This window comes from Gloeotrichia echinulata CP02 (assembly GCA_038087035.1).
Classification (GTDB): Bacteria; Cyanobacteriota; Cyanobacteriia; order Cyanobacteriales; family Nostocaceae; genus Gloeotrichia; species Gloeotrichia echinulata.
On record CP051187.1, the window covers coordinates 6,084,777 to 6,103,598 of the forward strand.

21 protein-coding genes are annotated in these 18,822 nt (G+C 42.5%); 10 read left to right on the forward strand and 11 right to left on the reverse strand.

Features of this window, described 5'->3' with window-relative positions; translation table 11 throughout:
* The first annotated feature begins 237 nt into the window (after nucleotides 1-237).
* Nucleotides 238-567 carry a hypothetical protein gene (locus tag HEQ19_27065; GenBank protein ID WYM02587.1) on the forward strand — a complete coding sequence of 110 codons (330 nt, stop codon included), beginning with the start codon at nucleotides 238-240 and terminating at the stop codon, nucleotides 565-567.
* Nucleotides 568-824: 257 nt separating this feature from the next.
* Nucleotides 825-1,238: an Imm1 family immunity protein gene (locus HEQ19_27070; protein ID WYM02588.1), complete on the forward strand. Its 414-nt coding sequence runs from the start codon at nucleotides 825-827 to the stop codon at nucleotides 1,236-1,238.
* Between the two features lie 477 nt (nucleotides 1,239-1,715).
* Here the strand turns inward: HEQ19_27070 and HEQ19_27075 are convergent, their stop codons facing one another.
* From HEQ19_27075 to HEQ19_27085, 3 genes are read right to left on the reverse strand one after another with little or no spacing between them, the layout of a single operon-like run.
* Nucleotides 1,716-2,297: an acyltransferase gene (locus tag HEQ19_27075; protein ID WYM02589.1), complete on the reverse strand. Its 582-nt coding sequence runs from the start codon at nucleotides 2,295-2,297 to the stop codon at nucleotides 1,716-1,718.
* Nucleotides 2,290-3,252 (reverse strand): Gfo/Idh/MocA family oxidoreductase, encoded by a 963-nt coding sequence (locus tag HEQ19_27080; GenBank protein WYM02590.1) that lies wholly within the window; start codon nucleotides 3,250-3,252, stop codon nucleotides 2,290-2,292. The genes HEQ19_27075 and HEQ19_27080 overlap by 8 nt, the downstream gene beginning before the upstream one ends.
* A gap of 10 nt (nucleotides 3,253-3,262) precedes the next feature.
* Nucleotides 3,263-4,591 (reverse strand): nucleotide sugar dehydrogenase, encoded by a 1,329-nt coding sequence (locus HEQ19_27085; GenBank protein WYM02591.1) that lies wholly within the window; start codon nucleotides 4,589-4,591, stop codon nucleotides 3,263-3,265.
* A gap of 447 nt (nucleotides 4,592-5,038) precedes the next feature.
* Between HEQ19_27085 and HEQ19_27090 the strand changes: the two genes are divergently transcribed.
* On the forward strand, nucleotides 5,039-6,145 hold the full coding sequence (locus tag HEQ19_27090; protein ID WYM02592.1) for a glucuronosyltransferase: 1,107 nt from the start codon (nucleotides 5,039-5,041) through the stop codon (nucleotides 6,143-6,145).
* 504 nt (nucleotides 6,146-6,649) lie between these two features.
* Here HEQ19_27090 and HEQ19_27095 read toward each other — a convergent pair.
* Genes HEQ19_27095 through HEQ19_27110 form a run of 4 tightly spaced genes read right to left on the reverse strand, consistent with a single transcriptional unit; the run spans nucleotide 6,650 to nucleotide 9,550 of the window.
* Nucleotides 6,650-7,303 carry a Uma2 family endonuclease gene (locus HEQ19_27095; protein WYM02593.1) on the reverse strand — a complete coding sequence of 218 codons (654 nt, stop codon included), beginning with the start codon at nucleotides 7,301-7,303 and terminating at the stop codon, nucleotides 6,650-6,652.
* A gap of 12 nt (nucleotides 7,304-7,315) precedes the next feature.
* Nucleotides 7,316-7,990: a Uma2 family endonuclease gene (locus tag HEQ19_27100; GenBank protein ID WYM02594.1), complete on the reverse strand. Its 675-nt coding sequence runs from the start codon at nucleotides 7,988-7,990 to the stop codon at nucleotides 7,316-7,318.
* A gap of 12 nt (nucleotides 7,991-8,002) precedes the next feature.
* Nucleotides 8,003-8,740 carry a Uma2 family endonuclease gene (locus HEQ19_27105; protein WYM02595.1) on the reverse strand — a complete coding sequence of 246 codons (738 nt, stop codon included), beginning with the start codon at nucleotides 8,738-8,740 and terminating at the stop codon, nucleotides 8,003-8,005.
* Nucleotides 8,741-8,752: 12 nt separating this feature from the next.
* On the reverse strand, nucleotides 8,753-9,550 hold the full coding sequence (locus HEQ19_27110; protein ID WYM02596.1) for a Uma2 family endonuclease: 798 nt from the start codon (nucleotides 9,548-9,550) through the stop codon (nucleotides 8,753-8,755).
* Nucleotides 9,551-9,767: 217 nt separating this feature from the next.
* Here HEQ19_27110 and HEQ19_27115 point away from each other — a divergent pair, with 217 nt between their 5' ends.
* The 6 genes from HEQ19_27115 (at nucleotide 9,768) to HEQ19_27140 (ending at nucleotide 14,354) form a co-directional block, all read left to right on the forward strand.
* Complete coding sequence (locus HEQ19_27115; protein WYM02597.1) at nucleotides 9,768-9,962, forward strand: DUF2862 domain-containing protein; 195 nt, start codon at nucleotides 9,768-9,770, stop codon at nucleotides 9,960-9,962.
* A 131-nt stretch (nucleotides 9,963-10,093) separates the two neighbouring features.
* A complete protein-coding gene (locus HEQ19_27120) occupies nucleotides 10,094-11,194 on the forward strand; it encodes an ArsA family ATPase (GenBank protein WYM02598.1) in 1,101 nt (366 codons plus the stop codon).
* 902 nt (nucleotides 11,195-12,096) lie between these two features.
* A complete protein-coding gene (gene chlG / locus HEQ19_27125) occupies nucleotides 12,097-13,143 on the forward strand; it encodes a chlorophyll synthase ChlG (protein ID WYM02599.1) in 1,047 nt (348 codons plus the stop codon).
* Nucleotides 13,144-13,213: 70 nt separating this feature from the next.
* Nucleotides 13,214-13,501, forward strand: a complete 288-nt coding sequence (locus HEQ19_27130) for a hypothetical protein (protein ID WYM02600.1) — start codon at nucleotides 13,214-13,216, stop codon at nucleotides 13,499-13,501.
* Nucleotides 13,502-13,680: 179 nt separating this feature from the next.
* Nucleotides 13,681-14,109, forward strand: coding sequence for a putative toxin-antitoxin system toxin component, PIN family (locus HEQ19_27135; GenBank protein ID WYM02601.1), 429 nt, complete (start codon nucleotides 13,681-13,683; stop codon nucleotides 14,107-14,109).
* On the forward strand, nucleotides 14,106-14,354 hold the full coding sequence (locus HEQ19_27140; GenBank protein WYM02602.1) for a toxin-antitoxin system HicB family antitoxin: 249 nt from the start codon (nucleotides 14,106-14,108) through the stop codon (nucleotides 14,352-14,354). The genes HEQ19_27135 and HEQ19_27140 overlap by 4 nt, the downstream gene beginning before the upstream one ends.
* 434 nt (nucleotides 14,355-14,788) lie before the next feature.
* On the opposite strand, the gene HEQ19_27145 is transcribed toward HEQ19_27140, so the two are convergent.
* Nucleotides 14,789-15,748 carry an alcohol dehydrogenase catalytic domain-containing protein gene (locus HEQ19_27145; protein ID WYM02603.1) on the reverse strand — a complete coding sequence of 320 codons (960 nt, stop codon included), beginning with the start codon at nucleotides 15,746-15,748 and terminating at the stop codon, nucleotides 14,789-14,791.
* Nucleotides 15,749-15,915: 167 nt separating this feature from the next.
* Here HEQ19_27145 and HEQ19_27150 point away from each other — a divergent pair, with 167 nt between their 5' ends.
* Nucleotides 15,916-16,839 carry a ChaN family lipoprotein gene (locus tag HEQ19_27150; GenBank protein WYM02604.1) on the forward strand — a complete coding sequence of 308 codons (924 nt, stop codon included), beginning with the start codon at nucleotides 15,916-15,918 and terminating at the stop codon, nucleotides 16,837-16,839.
* On the opposite strand, the gene HEQ19_27155 is transcribed toward HEQ19_27150, so the two are convergent.
* The 3 genes from HEQ19_27155 to HEQ19_27165 form a co-directional block, all read right to left on the reverse strand.
* Nucleotides 16,785-17,039: a hypothetical protein gene (locus HEQ19_27155; GenBank protein ID WYM02605.1), complete on the reverse strand. Its 255-nt coding sequence runs from the start codon at nucleotides 17,037-17,039 to the stop codon at nucleotides 16,785-16,787. The two genes, HEQ19_27150 and HEQ19_27155, sit on opposite strands and share 55 nt — an antisense overlap.
* 13 nt (nucleotides 17,040-17,052) lie before the next feature.
* Complete coding sequence (locus HEQ19_27160; protein ID WYM02606.1) at nucleotides 17,053-17,604, reverse strand: hypothetical protein; 552 nt, start codon at nucleotides 17,602-17,604, stop codon at nucleotides 17,053-17,055.
* A gap of 394 nt (nucleotides 17,605-17,998) precedes the next feature.
* Nucleotides 17,999-18,805 (reverse strand): inositol monophosphatase family protein, encoded by an 807-nt coding sequence (locus tag HEQ19_27165; GenBank protein WYM02607.1) that lies wholly within the window; start codon nucleotides 18,803-18,805, stop codon nucleotides 17,999-18,001.
* Nucleotides 18,806-18,822: the final 17 nt, after the last annotated feature.

Here is an 18,822-nt window from a genome sequence, read left to right on the forward strand (position 1 = left end):
TTGTAGGTTGGGTTGAGGAACGAAACCCAACAAACCCGCCAAATGTTGGGTTACTCTCCGAGAAGGCTGCACCTACGTTCCTCAACCCAACCTACATGGGTCAAGGTTTTTGGCTCTAACTGAACCGTATTGAGTGGGCGGGAAGTAATACTGCGTAGACTTTTGCTAAAAAAATTAACCTGACTTACGCAAAAGCTTTGTTGTCATCCTGTAGACGCTTCTGCGGCTTTCCGCAGAGTGCGAAATGCATTTTTCGTAACGAAAGCACTTGTCTTGGTAACGAAAGCACTTGTCTTGGTAACGAAAGTAGTTGTCTTGGTAACGAAAGCACTTGTCTTGGTAACGAAAGCACTTGTCTTGGTAACGAAAGTAGTTGTCTTGGTAACGAAAGTAGTTGTCTTGGTAACGAAAGTAGTTGTCTTGGTAACGAAAGTAGTTGTCTTGGTAACGAAAGTAGTTGTCTTGGTAACGAAAGTAGTTGTCTTGGTAACGAAAGCACTTATTTTTGTTACAAAAGTTAATATAACGTTTTTTTGTTGTGCATTATCGACCTGGTGCAAGATATGATCTGTCCCTACGGCCACAATACTGCGTAGGTTTTGAAAATCGCAAAGCGTGAAACCCAAGTCTAGACGTTATAGCACTTCCTATTCAGATGAGGTACAAAATTGTATCACGCGATGTAGGGGCACGGCACTGCCGTGCCCTTACCGATGTACCTCACTAGGGCGAGAAACGCTATACATGTAACGTCTCTACATTCGTATCCCTTGCAGTATTGCCTACTGCTATGATATAAAGCAGCTTGCAAATAGCAGATAGCAATGTTTGTTGTAGAGATGACAACTGAAAAATGGTTGGGCAATAAAAACGAAGGTGATGTGATTGAAAATCCCAACTGGAGTCAAATCGAAAAAGCTATTAGAGAATTAGATGGTAAAAGCCAAACTTTAATCACATTAGGTATCAATGAAGATAGCTATATGAGTATTGGAGGAGGAACAAATCAATATGTTGTGACAGTGACTTTTGATAATTTGGATTTTTACATTTTAATTGATTCTACAAAATCAGAACAAATACAAACCTTAGTTGTTGGTGGACAAAGGGGAAATTACCCAGCAAATCAATGTGTGGATTTATTGCGCTGTCTGTTAGCAGCAAGAACATTTACAGAATCGGGAAAACTGGATGAATTGCTGACTTGGGAACAGGATAAATCATTAGCTTTTGTCTAATTGAAAACCAGATTTTGAGTAGCCTGTAGCCCAGAGTAGGACAGGTTAATTTTCAAAGAAGATGACTAATTTTCGGTTGCTGACGCACCCTATAGCGGTTGTCAGTTGGATGCAATACAAAATTATATCGTCGCCTGTAAGGGCACAGCAGTGCTGTGCCCCTACGAGTGTATTGGACTCAACCGAGAACCGCTATAAGGCAATACAGTTCAGTTAAGGAAAATTGTCGTAGGGGCACGGCATCCAAAATTTTTTCTTCTAATGACAATTTTACTCGTGCCGTGCCCCTACAGTGTATATCATTAGAGCCTAACTGAACTGTATTGCGCTATAAGGGACTTCCAGAAATTAAATTATCCACGGTAGGTGCGTCACTACCAATAATTTCGGGCTACGTTTTGAGTTTCTCGCTGCTGACGCACCCTACAATTGTATATTTTTTTATCATCAAACCTCCCTCAGCATTGCCAGTTTGGCTTATGAAATTCTAATAACTTCTGTTGCGGAAATTTGTTGATATTTAGTGTTTGTCGAATCTATTGCATAGCCATCTGCATCAAACTTTAACACATCACCATAAGCACTCATCCAACCAATTATTTTCGCGGGAACTCCTGCGACCATTGCATAAGATGGTACATCTTTTGTCACCACAGCACCAGCGGCGACAAAAGCACATTCATGTAAGGTGACACCACAAACTATGGTCGCATTCGCCCCAATACTGCTACCCCGTTTCACCAAAGTTTTGTGGTAATCGTTGCTGGTGTTGCGGGGGAATTCACAGCGGGGTGTTTTGACGTTAGTAAACACCATGCTCGGACCACAAAAAACGTAGTCTTCTAAAATTACTCCTTCGTAAAGGGAGACATTATTTTGAATTTTGCAGAAATCACCGACAATTACGTTGTTAGAAACTAAAACATTTTGACCAAAAATGCAGTTGCGACCGATTTTCGCTTTACTGAAAATATGACAGAAGTGCCAAATTTTGGAACCTTCGCCAATTTGGGCACCTTCATCCACATAACTGGATTCATGCACAAAATAATTAACCATGTAAAAACTTCTCCGCCTCCTCTAAAATTTCTACAACTGCTACGCCATTCCAGCCATCAGAACGGGGTTTTTGCCGAGTTTTCACACAATCCAAAAAGTGTTGACATTCAATTTTCAGGGGTTCAGATGCGGCTACTTCGACAATTTCACTTCCCTGGTCATAATGCTTTAAATCTTGGTCAATATATTTCTGGTGAATTGTCACCGTTTGTAGCACTTCGTCGTAAACCAAGATTTGTTTTTCGGCAATGACTACTGTACTACGTTCAGTTAGCGGCCAGTACCAAGAACAATTAATTTGGGCTGATTGACCACTTTTAAACCGGAGGTCAACCTGTACGTAATCTTCGATGTTTGGTTGTAAAATAGCGTTGCCTTGGGCTTGGACGCTTTGCAATTGCGGATTTCCCAATAGGTCGAGAACCACTGAGACATCATGGGGTGCAAATGACCACCAAACATTTTCTTCTTTGCGGACTTTACCTAATTTCAAGCGCCTGGTAGCAACGTGTAACACCTGACCTGCTTTACCACTGGCGAGATATTCGCGCATCCAAGCGATTGCGGGCTGATATAACAATAGATGACCGACCATTAAAATTTGCCCTTGCTGGTCTGCATATTCCGCCAGGTTTCTGGCTTGGTCAGTTCGCAGGGTCATCGGCTTTTCGACAAATACATCCTTACCCGCTGCTAAAGCGGCGATCGCTAATTCATAATGAGTCGGCGCCGGTGTTGCTAACACTAACGCTGGTACATCTGTCTCTAGGGCTGCTGTAAAGTCAGCATAAGTAGTAATATCTGGGTAAGTTGTGGCGATCGCATCTCGCAGTCCCGGATGCGCTTCTGCAACCCCAGCTAATGCGCCTAAAGCGTGGAAGTTACGCACTAGGTTTTTACCCCAATTCCCCGCGCCAACTACAATTACTTGTTCTTTTGTCGAATTTATCACCACTTATCTATCCCTACAGCAGAGTTACTTTATCACTGGCACAATTTAAATGTCGAGTCACACCCCGCGTATCTAAAACTGCTTTGGCTTTGGCGACTAAATTGACATAATCAATTTGACTATGTTCTGTGGCAATAATTACCAAGTCCGCAGCGCTAATGTTCTCGTCTGTGAGTTCCAAATTAACAAAAGTCTTGCCTTTTACCTCAATTTGTGGTACGTAAGGGTCATGATAACTAATCGTAATTTTATCTTCTAATAAATAGTTAATTACCATAATTGCCGGTGACTCTCGCCAGTCAGCAATATCTTTTTTATAAGCAGCACCAATGACCAGTACCTGAGATTTGGCGGGAGCGATACCCAAATTATTCAGTACTCGGCGGGCTTTTTCTCTCACAAATAAAGGCATCGAGCGGTTTATTTCCCCAGCCAAAGCAATAAAGTGAGTGTTGAAATTAACTTCTTTTGCCTTCCATTCTAAGTAATGAGGGTCAATGGGGATGCAGTGACCGCCTACCCCAGGGCCAGGATAAAAGGGCATAATGCCAAAAGGTTTGGTATTAGCAGCATCTAGGACTTCCCAAACATTGAGGTCGAGGCGATCGCACAGCAAAGCTAACTCATTCACCAAAGCAATATTCACAGCCCGAAAGGTATTCTCAAATACCTTTACCAATTCTGCAGCTTTAGCACTACTCACAGGTACTACATGATCTATCGTCTGCTGATAAAATAATGTAGCAACTTCCAGGGAATTTGTATCCGATGCTCCTACTACCTTATTTGTATTTTTGGTAGTGTAACGTTGATTACCTGGGTCTACCCGCTCTGGCGAATGGGCGAGAAAGAAATCTTCTCCCTGCTTCAAACCACTAATCTGTTCTAGTACAGGTCGCATCACCTCATCCGTAGTTCCCGGATAAGTAGTAGATTCTAAAGTTACTAACTGTCCTGGTCGTAAGTATGTGGCAATAGCATGGGTGACATTTTCGACATAGCTCAAGTTCGGTGTCAAATTTTTAGTCAACGGTGTGGGGACACAAATCACGATGACATCCATCTCTGGTACTTGTTCAAAATCCAAAATCGCTTGGAGATTTCCACTGCTAACGACCTGTTTTAAATCTTCATCTTTAATATCAGAGATGTAATTATCAGCTATGTTGACTCGTTCAACTCTTCGGGGATTTTGCTCAATTCCCAGCACCCGATAACCCACTTTGGCTTTTTCCACCGCAAATGGTAGACCGACATAGCCCAATCCCACAACACCAACAACAGCAGTATGCGCCCTAATTTTTTCTTGTAAATTAATCAAAATTTGAAGTTTGTCAGTCATGAATTTAACGATTAAATTTGGACTATAGTCAACATGGGCGTACTTGCCAAACTAAAGAAATGGAGAAAAAATTTAGACAGATGCTTATAGCGTTTCTCGCCCTAGTGAGGTACATCGGTAAGGGCACGGCAGTGCCGTGCCCCTACATCGCGTGATACAATTTTGTACCTCATCTGAATAGGAAGTGCTATAACTTGGAAGAATTTACTCCTAAGCCTTATTAAGGGCAAGCTTGCTGGACTACAAATATCATAAGTCTTATTTATGACTTAAAAGCCTAAATCGCCCAAAAGGGTATCCTGATATCTTGCACCATCATCATAATTGCCAAAAAAAGTCCCTAACCTTATTATTTCGTAGGTTAGGCATAGCCCACCCTACCGTTCACTTTTTTCACTAGTGTATTAGTCTAGCAGTCTTGGGACACTTATTGATATTCAACAAGTTATGAAGCGTGTAGTTTTGATTACTGGTCACTATTGGAACTCTAAACGGAAGGCGGGTTTTCACTGGTTAGCTGATGCTCTTTGGCGTCAAGGCTGGGAAGTTGTATTTGTCACTGCTGCTCTGAGTTGGCTATCTGTAATTCGTCGAGACTACCGCTTGGCTTATCCTGTGCTACAAGAGGCCAATCAACTCCAACAGGTACAGCCAAATTTATGGAGTTACGTCTGGTTCACGCTTTGGCACCCTGCTAATCTCCGCTTAAATTTACTCAATTATCTTAGCCGTCCCCTGTTCCGATTTTACGGTCAACTCCCATTAGGTGCAGTAGAATCTTTGCTTGTTAATGCTGATATTTTCATCTTTGAGAGTACACCAGCATTGCTGCTTTTTGAAAGATGCAAACGCCTCAATCCCCAAGCTAAATTTATCTATAGAGTTTCCGACGATTTGCGACTGTTACGCAACCACTCAGTGGTTATAGAAACTGAGGAACAAATGGCTCCCAAGTTTGATTTAGTTAGTGTCCCTAGCCAACATATTTACCGTCTCTTTGGAGAATTGCCTAATTTAGAATTGCACCTACATGGTATTCGTAAAGACTTGTTTGATCGGGAACTTACCAACCCTTATTCAGCCGCAGACAATCCCAACATCATTTTTGTCGGGAATTCTTATTTTGATTATAATTTTTTAGATCAAGCCAGTCAATTATTCCCTAATTGGCAATTTCATATCATCGGACCGATTGAAAATTTACCTCAAAGAAAAAACATCATTGCTTACGGAGAGCTACCTTTTAAAGCGACAATTCCTTACATTAAATATGCAGATATAGCTCTTCAAATACGTTCGTACAGTCCAGGAATAGAATCTTTAACAGATAGCCTAAAAATTATTCAATATACTTACTCCAAATTGCCAATCATTGCTCCAGCTTACATGTCATCTCCCAGAAGTCATATTTTTTACTATCAGCCAGGAGAAGCCAGCAGCATCCAAAACGCCTTAATTTCAGCACATAAATATGACCGTTCCCAAATCAAAACTGATGACATATATTCTTGGGACGAATTAGTCAGAATAATCGTAGGGTGCGTGACGCTTTGATGAATATTGTACGTAGTTACAAGATTTGTGGCGTCACGCACCATCTATTTACATCTGACTCAAAATCAAGAAGGTGCGTTAGGCGCTCCCTAGAAATGCTGGTTGTTGCAAATTATATAGCGTTTCTCGCCCTAGTAAGGTACACCCGTAGGGGCACGGCAATGCCGTGCCCCTACACAGCGTGATACAATTTTGTACCTCATCTGAATGGGAAGTGCTATATCGAAACATGCGCCTAACACACCCTAATAATCGTAGGGTGTGTGACGCTTTGATAAATATTGTACGTAGTTACAAGAGTTGTGGCGTCACGCACCATTATTTAAATTTGACAAGCAAGTCAGTCCTGTTGGTATAACGCACTAAAAAACAAGATGGTGCGTTAGGCGCTCCCTAGAAATGCTGGCTGTTGCAAATTATACAGCGCTCTCGCCCTAGTAAGGTACACCCGTAGGGGCACGGCATTGCCGTGCCCCTACACAGCGTGATACAATAATTTGATTTTTAGGGAAGATTCTCGGGGTCTATTCCCTGAGAGCGCAAATATTCAGCTAATCTATCCGCGCGTTGGCGTTCTTGTTGGGCTAGTTTTGCTAGTTCGGTCGGTATGAGTAATTTCTCACCCGTATCTAGGCGATAAAATCTCAATAGTTCCCCTTCAACTATCACCCTCAATTCCAATGGTTGAGATATTCCATCAGTAATTGGTTGATAAGTCTCACCGTCTAATCTATATCCCCTTAACTTTTCGACAATCCATTCTCCCTTGGGGTCAAATAACCAATATTCTAAAATTCCTAATTGTTCATAAAGGTTTTTCTTTTCTTCTTGGTCTTGTTTTTGTGTTCCTTGAGAAGTCATTTCAAATACCACCTGGGGAACTTGACCTTCTTCCCAGATTTTATAATTATCCCTTCCCCCTGGAGCCACATCAAATATCACCATCACATCTGGTGCTACTCGTAGACGGGGGAAACCTTGAGCATAGTAGAGAAACTGGTCTGCTAGGACTGTCGCCTGTCTACCATTGAGGTATTGTTTTATGACTTCTAGCGTCGTCAGAATTGCGTAGAGATGTAGGTAGGTTTCAGCCAAGGGTTCACCATCTGAACTAGGATATTCGATACGGGGATTGACTATTTTGATGCTGGTAGTCATCGCTATTTCCTCCTAGGGTAGGTTATCAGGATCTATGCCCTGCGATCGCAAATATTCTGCTAATTTATCCGCGCGTTGGCGTTCAAGTTCTGCGCGTTGGCTTTCTTGTCGGGCTAGTTTTGCTAGTTCGGTCGGTATGAGTAATTTCTCACCCGTATCTAGGCGATAAAATCTCAATAGTTCCCCTTCAACTATCACCCTCAATTCCAATGGTTGAGATATTCCATCAGTAATTGGTTGATAAGTCTCACCGTCTAATCTATATCCCCTTAACTTTTCGACAATCCATTCTCCCTTGGGGTCAAATAACCAATATTCTAAAATTCCTAATTGTTCATAAAGGTTTTTCTTTTCTTCTTGGTCTTGTTTTTGTGTTCCTTGAGAAGTCATTTCAAATACCACCTGGGGAACTTGACCTTCTTCCCAGATTTTATAATTATCCCTTCCCCCTGGAGCCACATCAAATATCACCATCACATCGGGTGCTACTCGTAGCCGGGGAAAACCTTGAGCATAGTAGAGAAACTGGTCTGCTAGGACTGTCGCCTGTCTACCATTGAGGTATTGTTTTATGACTTCTAGCGTCGTCAGAATTGCGTAGAGATGTAGGTAGGTTTCAGCCAAGGGTTCACCATCTGAACTAGGATATTCGATACGGGGATTGACTATTTTGATGCTGGTAGTCATCGCTATTTCCTCCTAGGGTAGGTTATCAGGATCTATGCCCTGCGATCGCAAATATTCTGCTAATTTATCCGCCCGTTGGCGTTCTTGTTCTGCGCGTTGGCGTTCTTGTTGGGCGCGTTGGCTTTCTTCTTCGGCGCGTTGGCGTTCCTGTTGGGCGCGTTGGCTTTCTTGTCGGGCTAGTTTTGCTAGTTCGGTCGGTATGAGTAACTTCTCACCCGTATCTAGGCGATAAAATCTCAATAGTTCCCCTTCAACTATCACGCTCAATTCCAATGGTTGAGATATTCCATCAGTAATTGGTTGATAAGTCTCACCGTCTAATCTATATCCCCTTAACTTTTCGACAATCCATTCTCCCTTGGGGTCAAATAACCAATATTCTAAAATTCCTAATTGTTCATAAAGGTTTTTCTTTTCTTCTTGGTCTTGTTTTTGCGTTCCTTGAGAAGTCATTTCAAATACCACCTGGGGAACTTGACCTTCTTCCCAGATTTTATAATTATCTCTTCCTCCTGGAGCCACATCAAATATCACCATCACATCTGGTGCTACTCGTAGCCGGGGGAAACCTTGAGCATAGTAGAGAAACTGGTCTGCTAGGACTGTCGCCTGTCTACCATTGAGGTATTGTTTTATGACTTCTAGCGTCGTCAGAATTGCGTAGAGATGTAGGTAGGTTTCAGCCAAGGGTTCACCATCTGAACTAGGATATTCGATACGGGGATTGACTATTTTGATGCTGGTAGTCATCGCTATTTCCTCCTAGGGTAGGTTATCAGGATCTATGCCCTGCGATCGCAAATATTCTGCTAATTTATCCGCCCGTTGGCGTTCTTGTTCTGCGCGTTGGCGTTCAAGTTCTGCGCGTTGGCTTTCTTGTCGGGCGCGTTGGCGTTCTTGTTGCGCCCGTTCTGCCAAAGTTGGCAACCAACCATCAGCATTATACCAACGTAACCATAAACCTGTGGTCTGCTGATAAGTACCTTCCCATAGCCCTAATCCTAGTTCTAAATCTGACAACCAAAAACGGTTTTCTGTGATGGAAATTGCCTCATAATGAGTGCCTATAATTTGAAAAGCGCGTAAATTATTTTCATAGCGGTCATAAACAACATAGTAAGGAATCCGCAAAATTATTTCATAGACTTCCCACTTTGTCGGTGGTTGATTCACCTCCCGCAATGTTTTTCCTAAGTCATCTTGTTCTGTTCCTGGTGACAGTAATTCAACTACTAAAAATGGATCAACTCCTTCTTGCCAAACAAGGTAACTCAAGCGTAAGTCTTGCAGTTGATTAGCACCAGGAACACCCAAAACGAGATACCAATCTGGGCGCTTATACCACAAAGGATGACGAGGATCATAATACAAGTTTAAATCGCTAGCAAGTAAAATTTCTTCACGGGAATATTGAGGAGGCTGACAAGTTTCACTGAGTAACTCAGCCTGAATGCGGTGAAATTCATCTGGCAACCCTGATTCTCCTATTAATTCACTGGGTAAATCATACATCGTCGGTAGGGTTTCATGCGGTGGACGCGGTGGATTGGGTTGATACATGGTGGGGATTGGGGGTTGGGGGTTGGGGATTGGGGATTGGGGATTGGGAAATTAGCGATCGCCTTCCAACCCAAATATTTTGATTTAATTTTAATGTTAGGTTAGTGGTCATTTGTCAATTCTTATTTTTCCCTTATCCCTCAATCCTTTAAATCTCTGACAGAAGGGTCACGCATTCCGGTAAACTGAGATTTGGTTTATTGCGTTGTAAGTAGGCATGGAAATCGGACAAAAGGTTAAGGTGTATCGTTTGCGCGATCGCGTCTCTGGCCGTATCGTGAACAAACTCGGAGCAGTGGGTACTATCGCAGGCTACAAAGTCACCGATGGTAGCGGTGTTGGTGTGGTGGTCAAGTTTGACGACAATTTTTCGACTTGGTTTTTTGATGATGAAATCAAACCCGTGCAATAGAGTCAGGACTTACGCTAGTGTCACAATTTGTCCAGATTTTATGTAGCAGAACTCAAGACAGAAGCTTTCATGATTGACCAAGTGCTAAGTTGGAGTTGAAAACACCGGCGGTAATTGGAATAAATTAAGTAATGTCTCTGATATTGACATTTTTGGGCAAAAGCGGCACCGCTCGTACCAAAATAGCGATCGCCGCCGCCAAATTGTTGGCTAGCCAAGGGAAGCGCGTACTCCTAGCAGGACATGCAGAACCAGCATTACCCATCCTGCTAGGTACTACCTTAACTGCAGACCCCCAGGAAATTGCTCCCAATTTGCAGGTCGTACAGTTCCAAGCATCTGTACTCCTAGAACGCAACTGGGAAGAAGCCAAAAAACTTGAGGCGCAATACCTCCGCACGCCCATCTTTAAAGAGGTTTTTGGTCAAGAACTGGTAGTATTACCAGGAATGGACAGCGCCCTCGCCTTGAATGCTATTCGCGAATATGATGCCAGTGGCAAATATGACGCGATTGTTTACAATGGCACTGGTGATTCTACCACCCTGCGGATGTTAGGGATGCCAGAATCTCTGAGTTGGTATGTGCGGCGATTTCGGCAATTATTTGTTAACTCTGATTTAGGAAAGGCAATTGCAGAATCACCCTTGATTCAACCACTAATTAGCTCCTTTTTCAATTTCAATTGGACTACAGATAACTTCGCCCAACCTACCAACCAAATCAACAATTTTTTAGAAAAGGGTAAAGCAGCCCTTGCTGACCCCAAGCGCGTTGCAGCCTTTTTGGTGACTACCTCAGAGCCAATTGAAATCGCCAGTACCCGTTATTTATGGGGTAGCGCTCAACAAGTTGGTCTGACTGTAGGTGGCGTGCTTCAAGTGTCTGATGATACAAATGTCAGCCTAAAAGAAGAATTTATCCCCCTCAGCGTGAGTGTCATTCCTGACACTCCAACCGGAGATTGGGAACCGCTAATTGACGCCCTACCCAACTTTGTCGAACAAGCAGTACAAGCTCCTAAACCAATTGACATCGATGTCCACAATCAGCAGGTACGCTTATTCTTACCTGGATTCGACAAAAAACAGGTCAAACTCACCCAATATGGACCAGAAGTCACTGTGGAAGCAGGCGACCAGCGTCGCAATATCCTCCTACCCCCAGCTTTGAGTGGTAGACGTGTCGCTGGTGCGAAATTTCAGCAGAATTATTTGATAATTTCCTTCTAATTGAGTTGGGAGTTGGGAGTTGGGAGTTGGGAGTTGGGAGTTGGGAGTTAGGAGTTGGGAGTTAGGAGTTAGGAGTTAGGAGTTGGGAGTTAGGAGTTATTTCCTAGTAATGCTACATCTTGATTCTTCTTAGTTTTCTTTTTCAATGATCGAATGAACTCACGGATGATATCCGATTGAGTTCTATCGACTGCATCACAGTAGTTGTTTAAAATTTGTCTTTCCTCGTCAGTAATCCTGACGTTCAAATTGTTTTTACCCATTGTTACGTAGCCAAAATACCGTTACTACTTAAGTTTAAATCAAACTTAAAACAAAGTATTCCTCATAAGTAAGTCGGCGCGAAAAACAAAACTATATTACGAAATATAAATATGTCTCAAATTTTCACCAATGACCAATGACCAATGACAAATGACGACCAAAGCTAGTACGGTAGGACTGACGCATTGACAAAAAACACAAAATATGTGGCTACAAAAAACCGGAGATGTCGTAGGGGTTTAGCATTGCTAAACCCCGAGAACGCGGGTCTGTTTACCATCAAAGTAATAATTAATCAAAGCCTGAAACAACGTATTTTGGTAAAAGCATACCATGCCAAATTTGTACAGTGCGTAAGTCCTATACGGTTTATTTGCGCCGACCTACTTAACAGAAGATATATCAGGACTTACTTCCGTGTCACATTTAAAGAATGGTGCGTGACGCCACAAGTCTTGTGACTACGTACAATAATAATCGCAGCGTCACGCACCCTACGATTATTATTGTTTGTGCCCCCAGAGTAGGTCATATATTCAGAGTTTTGCTCAAGCGTAATACCATGTAGGAAAATAAGATTTGTTAATTCACATCACTCATAACTCCTCATTCATAACTCCTGAGTATTTAATTAACTTATGTCTGATTCAACCCCCATTAACCCAAATTCCCACCCTGCTGAGGCTATCGACTCAGTAGCAATTAATTCCCCTGATGGAGCCACTGTCACGAGCGATCGCACTGGGAAAACTCGGCAGATGCTAGGCATGAAAGGTGCTGCAACTGGCGAAACCTCAATTTGGAAAATCCGCTTGCAGCTGATGAAGCCGATTACGTGGATTCCCTTAATCTGGGGTGTAGTTTGTGGCGCAGCTTCTTCTGGTAACTATATCTGGAGCCTAGAAAATGTCCTCAAAGCAGCGCTTTGTATGTTGCTGTCTGGACCGCTGCTGACTGGTTATACCCAAACCCTCAATGATTACTATGATCGCGAAATAGACGCCATTAACGAACCTTATCGCCCCATACCCTCCGGCGCAATTTCCGAAGGCCAAGTAATTACGCAGATTATAGTATTATTCTTGGCTGGTATAGGCGTGGCATTTACTCTCGATGTCTGGGCGGGTCATGACTTTCCTAACGTCACAGCCCTCGCCGTATTTGGTTCATTCATCGCCTACATCTATTCTGCGCCTCCCCTGAAACTCAAGCAAAACGGCTGGTTAGGGAACTATGCTTTAGGTGCCAGTTACATCGCCTTACCTTGGTGGGCTGGTCATGCTTTGTTTGGCGAACTCAATTGGAAAATTGCCATTCTCACCCTGATTTACAGCTTGGCTGGATTGGGTATTGCGATTGTCAATGACTTTAAAAGTGTTGAAGGCGATCGCCAATTAGGTTTACAATCATTACCAGTAATGTTTGGCGTCCAAACTGCAGCGTTGATTTGTGTAGTGATGATTGATTTATTTCAAGGACTGATTGCCGCATATCTCGTCAGTATCCATGAGAATTTGTACGCAGCAATTCTTGTACTGTTAATTATCCCCCAAATCACCTTCCAGGATATGTATTTCCTGCGTGACCCCCTAAAGAATGACGTGAAATACCAAGCCAGCGCCCAACCATTCCTAGTTTTGGGAATGCTAGTTGCTGGTTTAGCCCTCGGTCATGCTGGCATTTAATTTATACTGAGAAGTTAGGAGTAAATCCTAACTCCTAACTCCTAACTCCTAACTTTTATCAAGATTTGTTGTGTTAGAACTCATTTATTTGATACTTCGGGGAATTCAACCGCTTTTAGTCCCAGTTTGCTTTGTCGCTGCTTGGACTTTAATGATTCTTGTCGTTTGGAGTCTGTGGACGACGGCGCGAGACAGTGTAGCCGTAGCCAAGCAAATGCATCAAATCCCCTGTACTAACTGCCAATTTTTTACCGCCGATTACCGTCTCAAATGTACTGTACACCCATCTATCGCCAATACAGAAGAGGCGATCCATTGTGGTGATTTCCAAGCCAAAACCAACCCTTATCTGTACTAGAAATATGCTGAGATGGTGGGAGTGTCAAAACACCTTACAGCAGTTTTCAGGTAAATAGACCACGCGGTAGGGGCGCAAGGCCTTGCGCCCCTACGAGGATCTGTGGTGCAAAGAAATGAAAATTATTGTATGTCTGAGTCAGTATTGATTATTAAATCAAAAACTTGCATAATGCTTTTATGCCAATTCCGCAAGTTGTATTTGATACGAACGTTATTGTTTCTGGGTTGCGTTCTAAACGTGGCAGTGCTTTCCGTCTACTGACGCTGGTAGGTACAGGTCAATTTGACATCAATCTCTCTGTTCCCCTGGTTTTGGAATATCAAGAGGTTTTATCACGAGAACTTTCAAATTTGTATGTCACTGCAACAGATATTGAACAACTAATTGAGTTTCACTGTTCGGTTGCGAAACGACATAGAATATTTTTTCTCTGGCGACCATATCTGCCCGATCCAAAAGACGATATGGTGTTAGAACTGGCAGTTAAGGCAGGATGTGATAGTGTAGTGACGTACAACACTCGTGACTTTGTTGGCATCGAGCGTTTTGGAATCAGAACAGTTACACCAGCTGAGTTTCTACAATCTATTGGAGCATTGCCATGAGTAACCTCAAAGTTCAACTTCCTGATTCTTTGTACAAAAGTTTGCAAGAGCTTGCAGAAAAAGATGGTATTTCTGTCGATCAGTTTATTGCCACAGCAGTTGCAGAAAAAATCGCCGCTTTGACAACTGAAACATATTTAGAAGAGTTGGCAAAACGGGGTAGTCGAGAAAAATATGAAGCTGTCTTGGCGAAAGTCCCAGATGTTGAGCCAGAAGCTTATGACCAGTTACCGACACCCGAATAATGCTGCAAAACGCCCGGCTTTTTCAGCAGATTCCAACGTTATAGACAATTAGTTTTAATTTATTTTCGCTCACTACAATTTGAATGAAAGGCAAATTAAAAAAGTTATGATAAATTGCTATAGCACTTCCTATTCAGATGAGGTACAAAATTGTATCACGCGATGTAGGGGCACGGCACTGCCGTGCCCTTACCGATGTACCTCACTAGGGCGAGAAACGCTGTAATAACCTAAGTTGCTAGTTAGATCAAGTGGCAATACTGCGTAGGTTTTGAAAATCGCAAAGCGTGAAACCCAAGTCTAGACGTTACATGTAACGTCTCTACATTCGTTAACCGAGCAGTATTGGATCAAGTGGGGTGCGTCAGCAGCCGAAAATTAGTAACTTTATCCGAAAATTAACCATTCTGACGCACCCTACGGGCTAATACAAACTATGCTGTTTCCATCTCCAACAAAACCTTTAAAACTCCTCGTTTCTGCGCCAACTCAAAAGCAGCCAACCCTTCGCTGAGGGGATAATGAGCATGTATCAAGGGTTTTACATCCACTTGTCCTGTAGCTAGTAGCTGGAGTGCTGGCGCAAAGGGACCGCAGCGAGAACCAATGAGTGTAATTTCATCGACTACTAAAGAAGAAGCATCTAGGCTGAGATTGCCTGCATAGGTACTTTTCAAGACTAATGTACCACGGGGACGCAGGGCGCGGCGGGCGATCGCAAATCCTTCGGGATTTCCTGTACACTCAACGGAGATATCGAAATAGCGATCAACTACAGCGTCGGCTAGTCCAGTTTTAATACCCCTGGCTTCTAGGTTAGCCAGTTTGTCTCGATGACGCCCGACTACCAGCAGTTCACAACCGCTTAAAGCTAATGTCTGGGCTACTAATTGTCCCAGTTTACCATCGCCAATTACTACCACCCGGTCATCTGCACTCAACGCCACCTGCTGTTGAATTTCTAGGGCTGCTGCTACAGGTTCGGTAAAAGTCGCTACATCTGTGGTGACATTATCGGGTACAATATGCAGATTCTGTACAGGTAAACAGAGATAGTCTGCAAAGGCGCCGTGGCGATTGACAATTCCCAAAACTGTACGGTTTTCGCAATGTGTCGGTTGTCCCCGACGACAGAAGCGACAATGACCGCAGACAGCATTAATTTCGCCGACTACTCGCTGGTTTATTAGGTTTTCTGGACCTTGTTCGACAACGCCGACAAATTCATGTCCTAAAATGCCAGTGTAGGGATAGTAGCCTCTGAGCAATTCTAGGTCAGTGTTACAGATACCTGCACGCAAAACGCGCACCAGGGCTTCTCCTGGCGCTGGTTCGGGAATGGATATATCTGTGCAAAATTGCAATTGGTTGTTTTCGAGCCAGATTCCTTTCATTTTTAATTATGAATTATGAATCAATACAGTTCAGTTAAGAAAATTGTCGTAGGGGCACGGCACGAATAAAATTGTCATTAGAACAAAAGATTTTGGATGTTCCCTACAATGTATACCATTGGAGTCTAACATCCCTGTATTGAATTATGAATTAGGTTGGAACAAAGATGAAAATTCATTTTCTCAACTCCGTTTCCACCCAGGTTTTTACTTTGTCTCTGGGTATTTTTTTATTTTGGATGTTACCAAGTTATGCTCAAGAAGTAGAAAATCCCTGTGCTGTCTTTGTTGCCAGTAAATGCGTTAATAGTTTAGCACAAATTTTACCAGAACTGGCAAAGGCGAATGTGGTGTATTTGGGTGAAACTCACGATAGTCTCGAAGACCACCAAAATCAACTCAAAATTATTCAGCAACTTTATCAGGGTAATTCAAAAATTGTCATCGCTTTAGAAATGTTTCAGCGTCCCTATCAAGGTGTGATTAATCAATATCTCGCAGGAAAAATCACTGAGGAAGAACTTATAGAACAAAGCGAGTATGCAAAACGCTGGGGTTTTCCTTGGGAATATTACGCCCCTATCTTGCGATTTGCTCAAGAAAAACAACTCGCGGTTTTAGCTTTAAATACTCCTAGCGAAATTACTCGCCAAGTTGCACGTAAAGGTTTAAACAGTTTGACAGCATCGCAAAGAGAGCAAATTCCGCCAATATCGGAAATTCGCACAGATAATCAGCAATATCGCCAACTGGTTTTAGCAGCTTTTCAAAATCATCAAGCTGCTGGTCATGGTAACAGTGCTAATGCATCCCGCTTTTTTGAGGCGCAAGTTTTGTGGGATGAAACAATGGCTGATTCTATTGCTAAGTTTATCAGGGCTAATCCAGATTATCAAGTTGTCGTTTTAGCTGGTCAGGGACACATTATTTATGGTTACGGTATTCCCAGCCGTGTCGCTCGTCGTCTTCAGGATAAAAAACTGATTCAGCGTTCTGTCTTGCTCAGTCCACCAACTGATATTTCTGCAAAAGTAGATCAGGCGATCGCTGATTTTATTTTCCAAATGAGTAATGAGTTGAGTAATGAGTAATGAGTAATGAGTAATGAGTAAGGAGTAAGGAGTAATGAGTAATGAGTAATGAGTAAGGAGTAAGGAGTAAGGAGTAATGAGTAATGAGTAATGAGTAATGAGTAATGAGTAAGGAGTAATGAGTAATGAGTAATGAGTTGAGTAATGAGTAATGATGTTTGTAGTTGCGCTTTAGCGCTCTTGATTACCCCACCGCTCAAGCGCAAATACCTGTCATAATTTAGGATTACTCTCAATTCGACTTAACCAAATTACCATATCTTCTGCGTGAAATACTACCTCATTTACCAAGGTTTTGATATAGAACAGTCCATCGCTAATTGTTAAATCTTTAATCCCATACCATGAATCTCTTGTTTGAATTAGAACTTCCAAAGGGATTCCCAATCTTAATGGATATTTCCGATATTTCCACCAAGTTTGCCACAATAAAACTGATTTGGTACATTGCATTGTATAACCTTTAGGCACTGAGCAAGATTGATATTTGCAGAAGCCTCGCTGATCTATTTCTGCTGTAAATACATACCCGAATTTTGCTAAGGCTTCATTCATCAAGTCTCTATATGATGAATTGGAATTAATCCAGAATTCAGATATTTTATTAGTCAGTTTTTTTGTGGCAATTACCCCCTCTTTTTTGGCTATTAGCTGGTTGGTATCATATACCATTTCGGCTGTTAAAGAAGTGTTAGATAATAAAACTTCTTTTTTGTCGATAGAGTCCCTCACAAATTCTTCGATCAATGATGAATTAGACAACATGGCTATTTAGAATAGATGACCTATTAGTTAATCAGGGAACTCCCAAGAAGAAAAATAGCCACTAGAATCTGTCAACGATCAACCGTCAACAGTTGCGATGAAATATTTTTTATTTGGAATTCCCTAAGTCCACAGATAAGCTCATCCCATCCCTTGAAAATCAGTTGTCATTTATCAACGGTCAGAAATAAAACTAACCATTGACTATTAACCACTGACGGCGGCTGGTAACTTTAATCGCCTGTGTAAAGACAAAAAGCTTTCCCGCCGCCTGAGATAATTTACACTGTGTATTTATATATACGGTTGAAATAATTTATTTCCTGATAGATCGACAAAATAGCCCGGAAAATTTTTTGTCTTTCCCAGGCGATTTTCGGTTTTCAATTCCGGTTTAAATTTTTACTCCTTCGAGAAATGGTGTAAACACAGACACCAATTCTGGGCGACTGACAACAAGGGTGGGGAAAGGGCGATCGCTATAATCTTCTCCTGGTGTTAAGGGAAATGGGTCTGATTTCAACCATACCCAAGTACCACCAGCAGCTTGGACAATCGCCCAAGCTGCTGCGAAATCCCATACTTTTGGTGTCGCTTCAATTCCCCCTAGGGTGGCGCCAGTCGCAACAGTCAGGAAGTTATAGCTAGCAACTCCCAAAATGCGAATTTTGCAGGGAAAGCTTGGTTGGATCACTCCGGTACTGCGGGAACAAAGGTTAAAAAAGTGATGATTACTGGGAGCATCTTTGCTAGTGTGGATGGGATGATGATTGAGAAAAGCCCCAGTTGGCGTTACTAATCCAGATGTACCTTGCCAAAATCCATAAAAGGCTTGGTCTAGTGGTGGTACGTAAATATAACCAAAAATCGGCGTACCTTGATACAGTAAGCCGAGGGAAATCGACCAAATGGGAAGCCCCCGTGTAAAGTTAGTTGTACCGTCCACAGGGTCAAGCACCCAACACCATTCTGTCCCCGGAAACACCCGTTCGCTTTCTTCGGTGAGAATTCCGTAACCTGCAAAATTAGAAGCGATCGCATCCCGAATTTCCTGATCGGCCCATTTATCGGCTTGCGTCACCAAACTACCATCAGCTTTGAGCGAAGGCTGTACCTGTCCAAAATCCTGCATCAATTGCTTACCCACTCTGGTAGTAGTAGTTTGGGCAAACTCAAGCACCGTTGTCCAAAAATCAGTCATCTGCGTTTATCAGGGTT

Bases quoted from the DNA above. Each gene is read 5' to 3' on its own strand.
- HEQ19_27120 (WYM02598.1), top strand. From the start codon at position 10,094: ATGTCTCTGATATTGACATTTTTGGGCAAAAGCGGCACCGCTCGTACC.
- HEQ19_27100 (WYM02594.1), bottom strand. From the start codon at position 7,990: ATGACTACCAGCATCAAAATAGTCAATCCCCGTATCGAATATCCTAGT.
- HEQ19_27140 (WYM02602.1), top strand. From the start codon at position 14,106: ATGAGTAACCTCAAAGTTCAACTTCCTGATTCTTTGTACAAAAGTTTG.
- HEQ19_27165 (WYM02607.1), bottom strand. From the start codon at position 18,805: ATGACTGATTTTTGGACAACGGTGCTTGAGTTTGCCCAAACTACTACT.
- HEQ19_27110 (WYM02596.1), bottom strand. From the start codon at position 9,550: ATGTATCAACCCAATCCACCGCGTCCACCGCATGAAACCCTACCGACG.
- HEQ19_27145 (WYM02603.1), bottom strand. From the start codon at position 15,748: ATGAAAGGAATCTGGCTCGAAAACAACCAATTGCAATTTTGCACAGAT.
- HEQ19_27105 (WYM02595.1), bottom strand. From the start codon at position 8,740: ATGACTACCAGCATCAAAATAGTCAATCCCCGTATCGAATATCCTAGT.
- HEQ19_27150 (WYM02604.1), top strand. From the start codon at position 15,916: ATGAAAATTCATTTTCTCAACTCCGTTTCCACCCAGGTTTTTACTTTG.
- HEQ19_27160 (WYM02606.1), bottom strand. From the start codon at position 17,604: ATGTTGTCTAATTCATCATTGATCGAAGAATTTGTGAGGGACTCTATC.
- HEQ19_27070 (WYM02588.1), top strand. From the start codon at position 825: ATGTTTGTTGTAGAGATGACAACTGAAAAATGGTTGGGCAATAAAAAC.
- chlG (WYM02599.1), top strand. From the start codon at position 12,097: ATGTCTGATTCAACCCCCATTAACCCAAATTCCCACCCTGCTGAGGCT.
- HEQ19_27135 (WYM02601.1), top strand. From the start codon at position 13,681: ATGCCAATTCCGCAAGTTGTATTTGATACGAACGTTATTGTTTCTGGG.
- HEQ19_27115 (WYM02597.1), top strand. From the start codon at position 9,768: ATGGAAATCGGACAAAAGGTTAAGGTGTATCGTTTGCGCGATCGCGTC.
- HEQ19_27075 (WYM02589.1), bottom strand. From the start codon at position 2,297: ATGGTTAATTATTTTGTGCATGAATCCAGTTATGTGGATGAAGGTGCC.
- HEQ19_27085 (WYM02591.1), bottom strand. From the start codon at position 4,591: ATGACTGACAAACTTCAAATTTTGATTAATTTACAAGAAAAAATTAGG.
- HEQ19_27090 (WYM02592.1), top strand. From the start codon at position 5,039: ATGAAGCGTGTAGTTTTGATTACTGGTCACTATTGGAACTCTAAACGG.
- HEQ19_27095 (WYM02593.1), bottom strand. From the start codon at position 7,303: ATGACTACCAGCATCAAAATAGTCAATCCCCGTATCGAATATCCTAGT.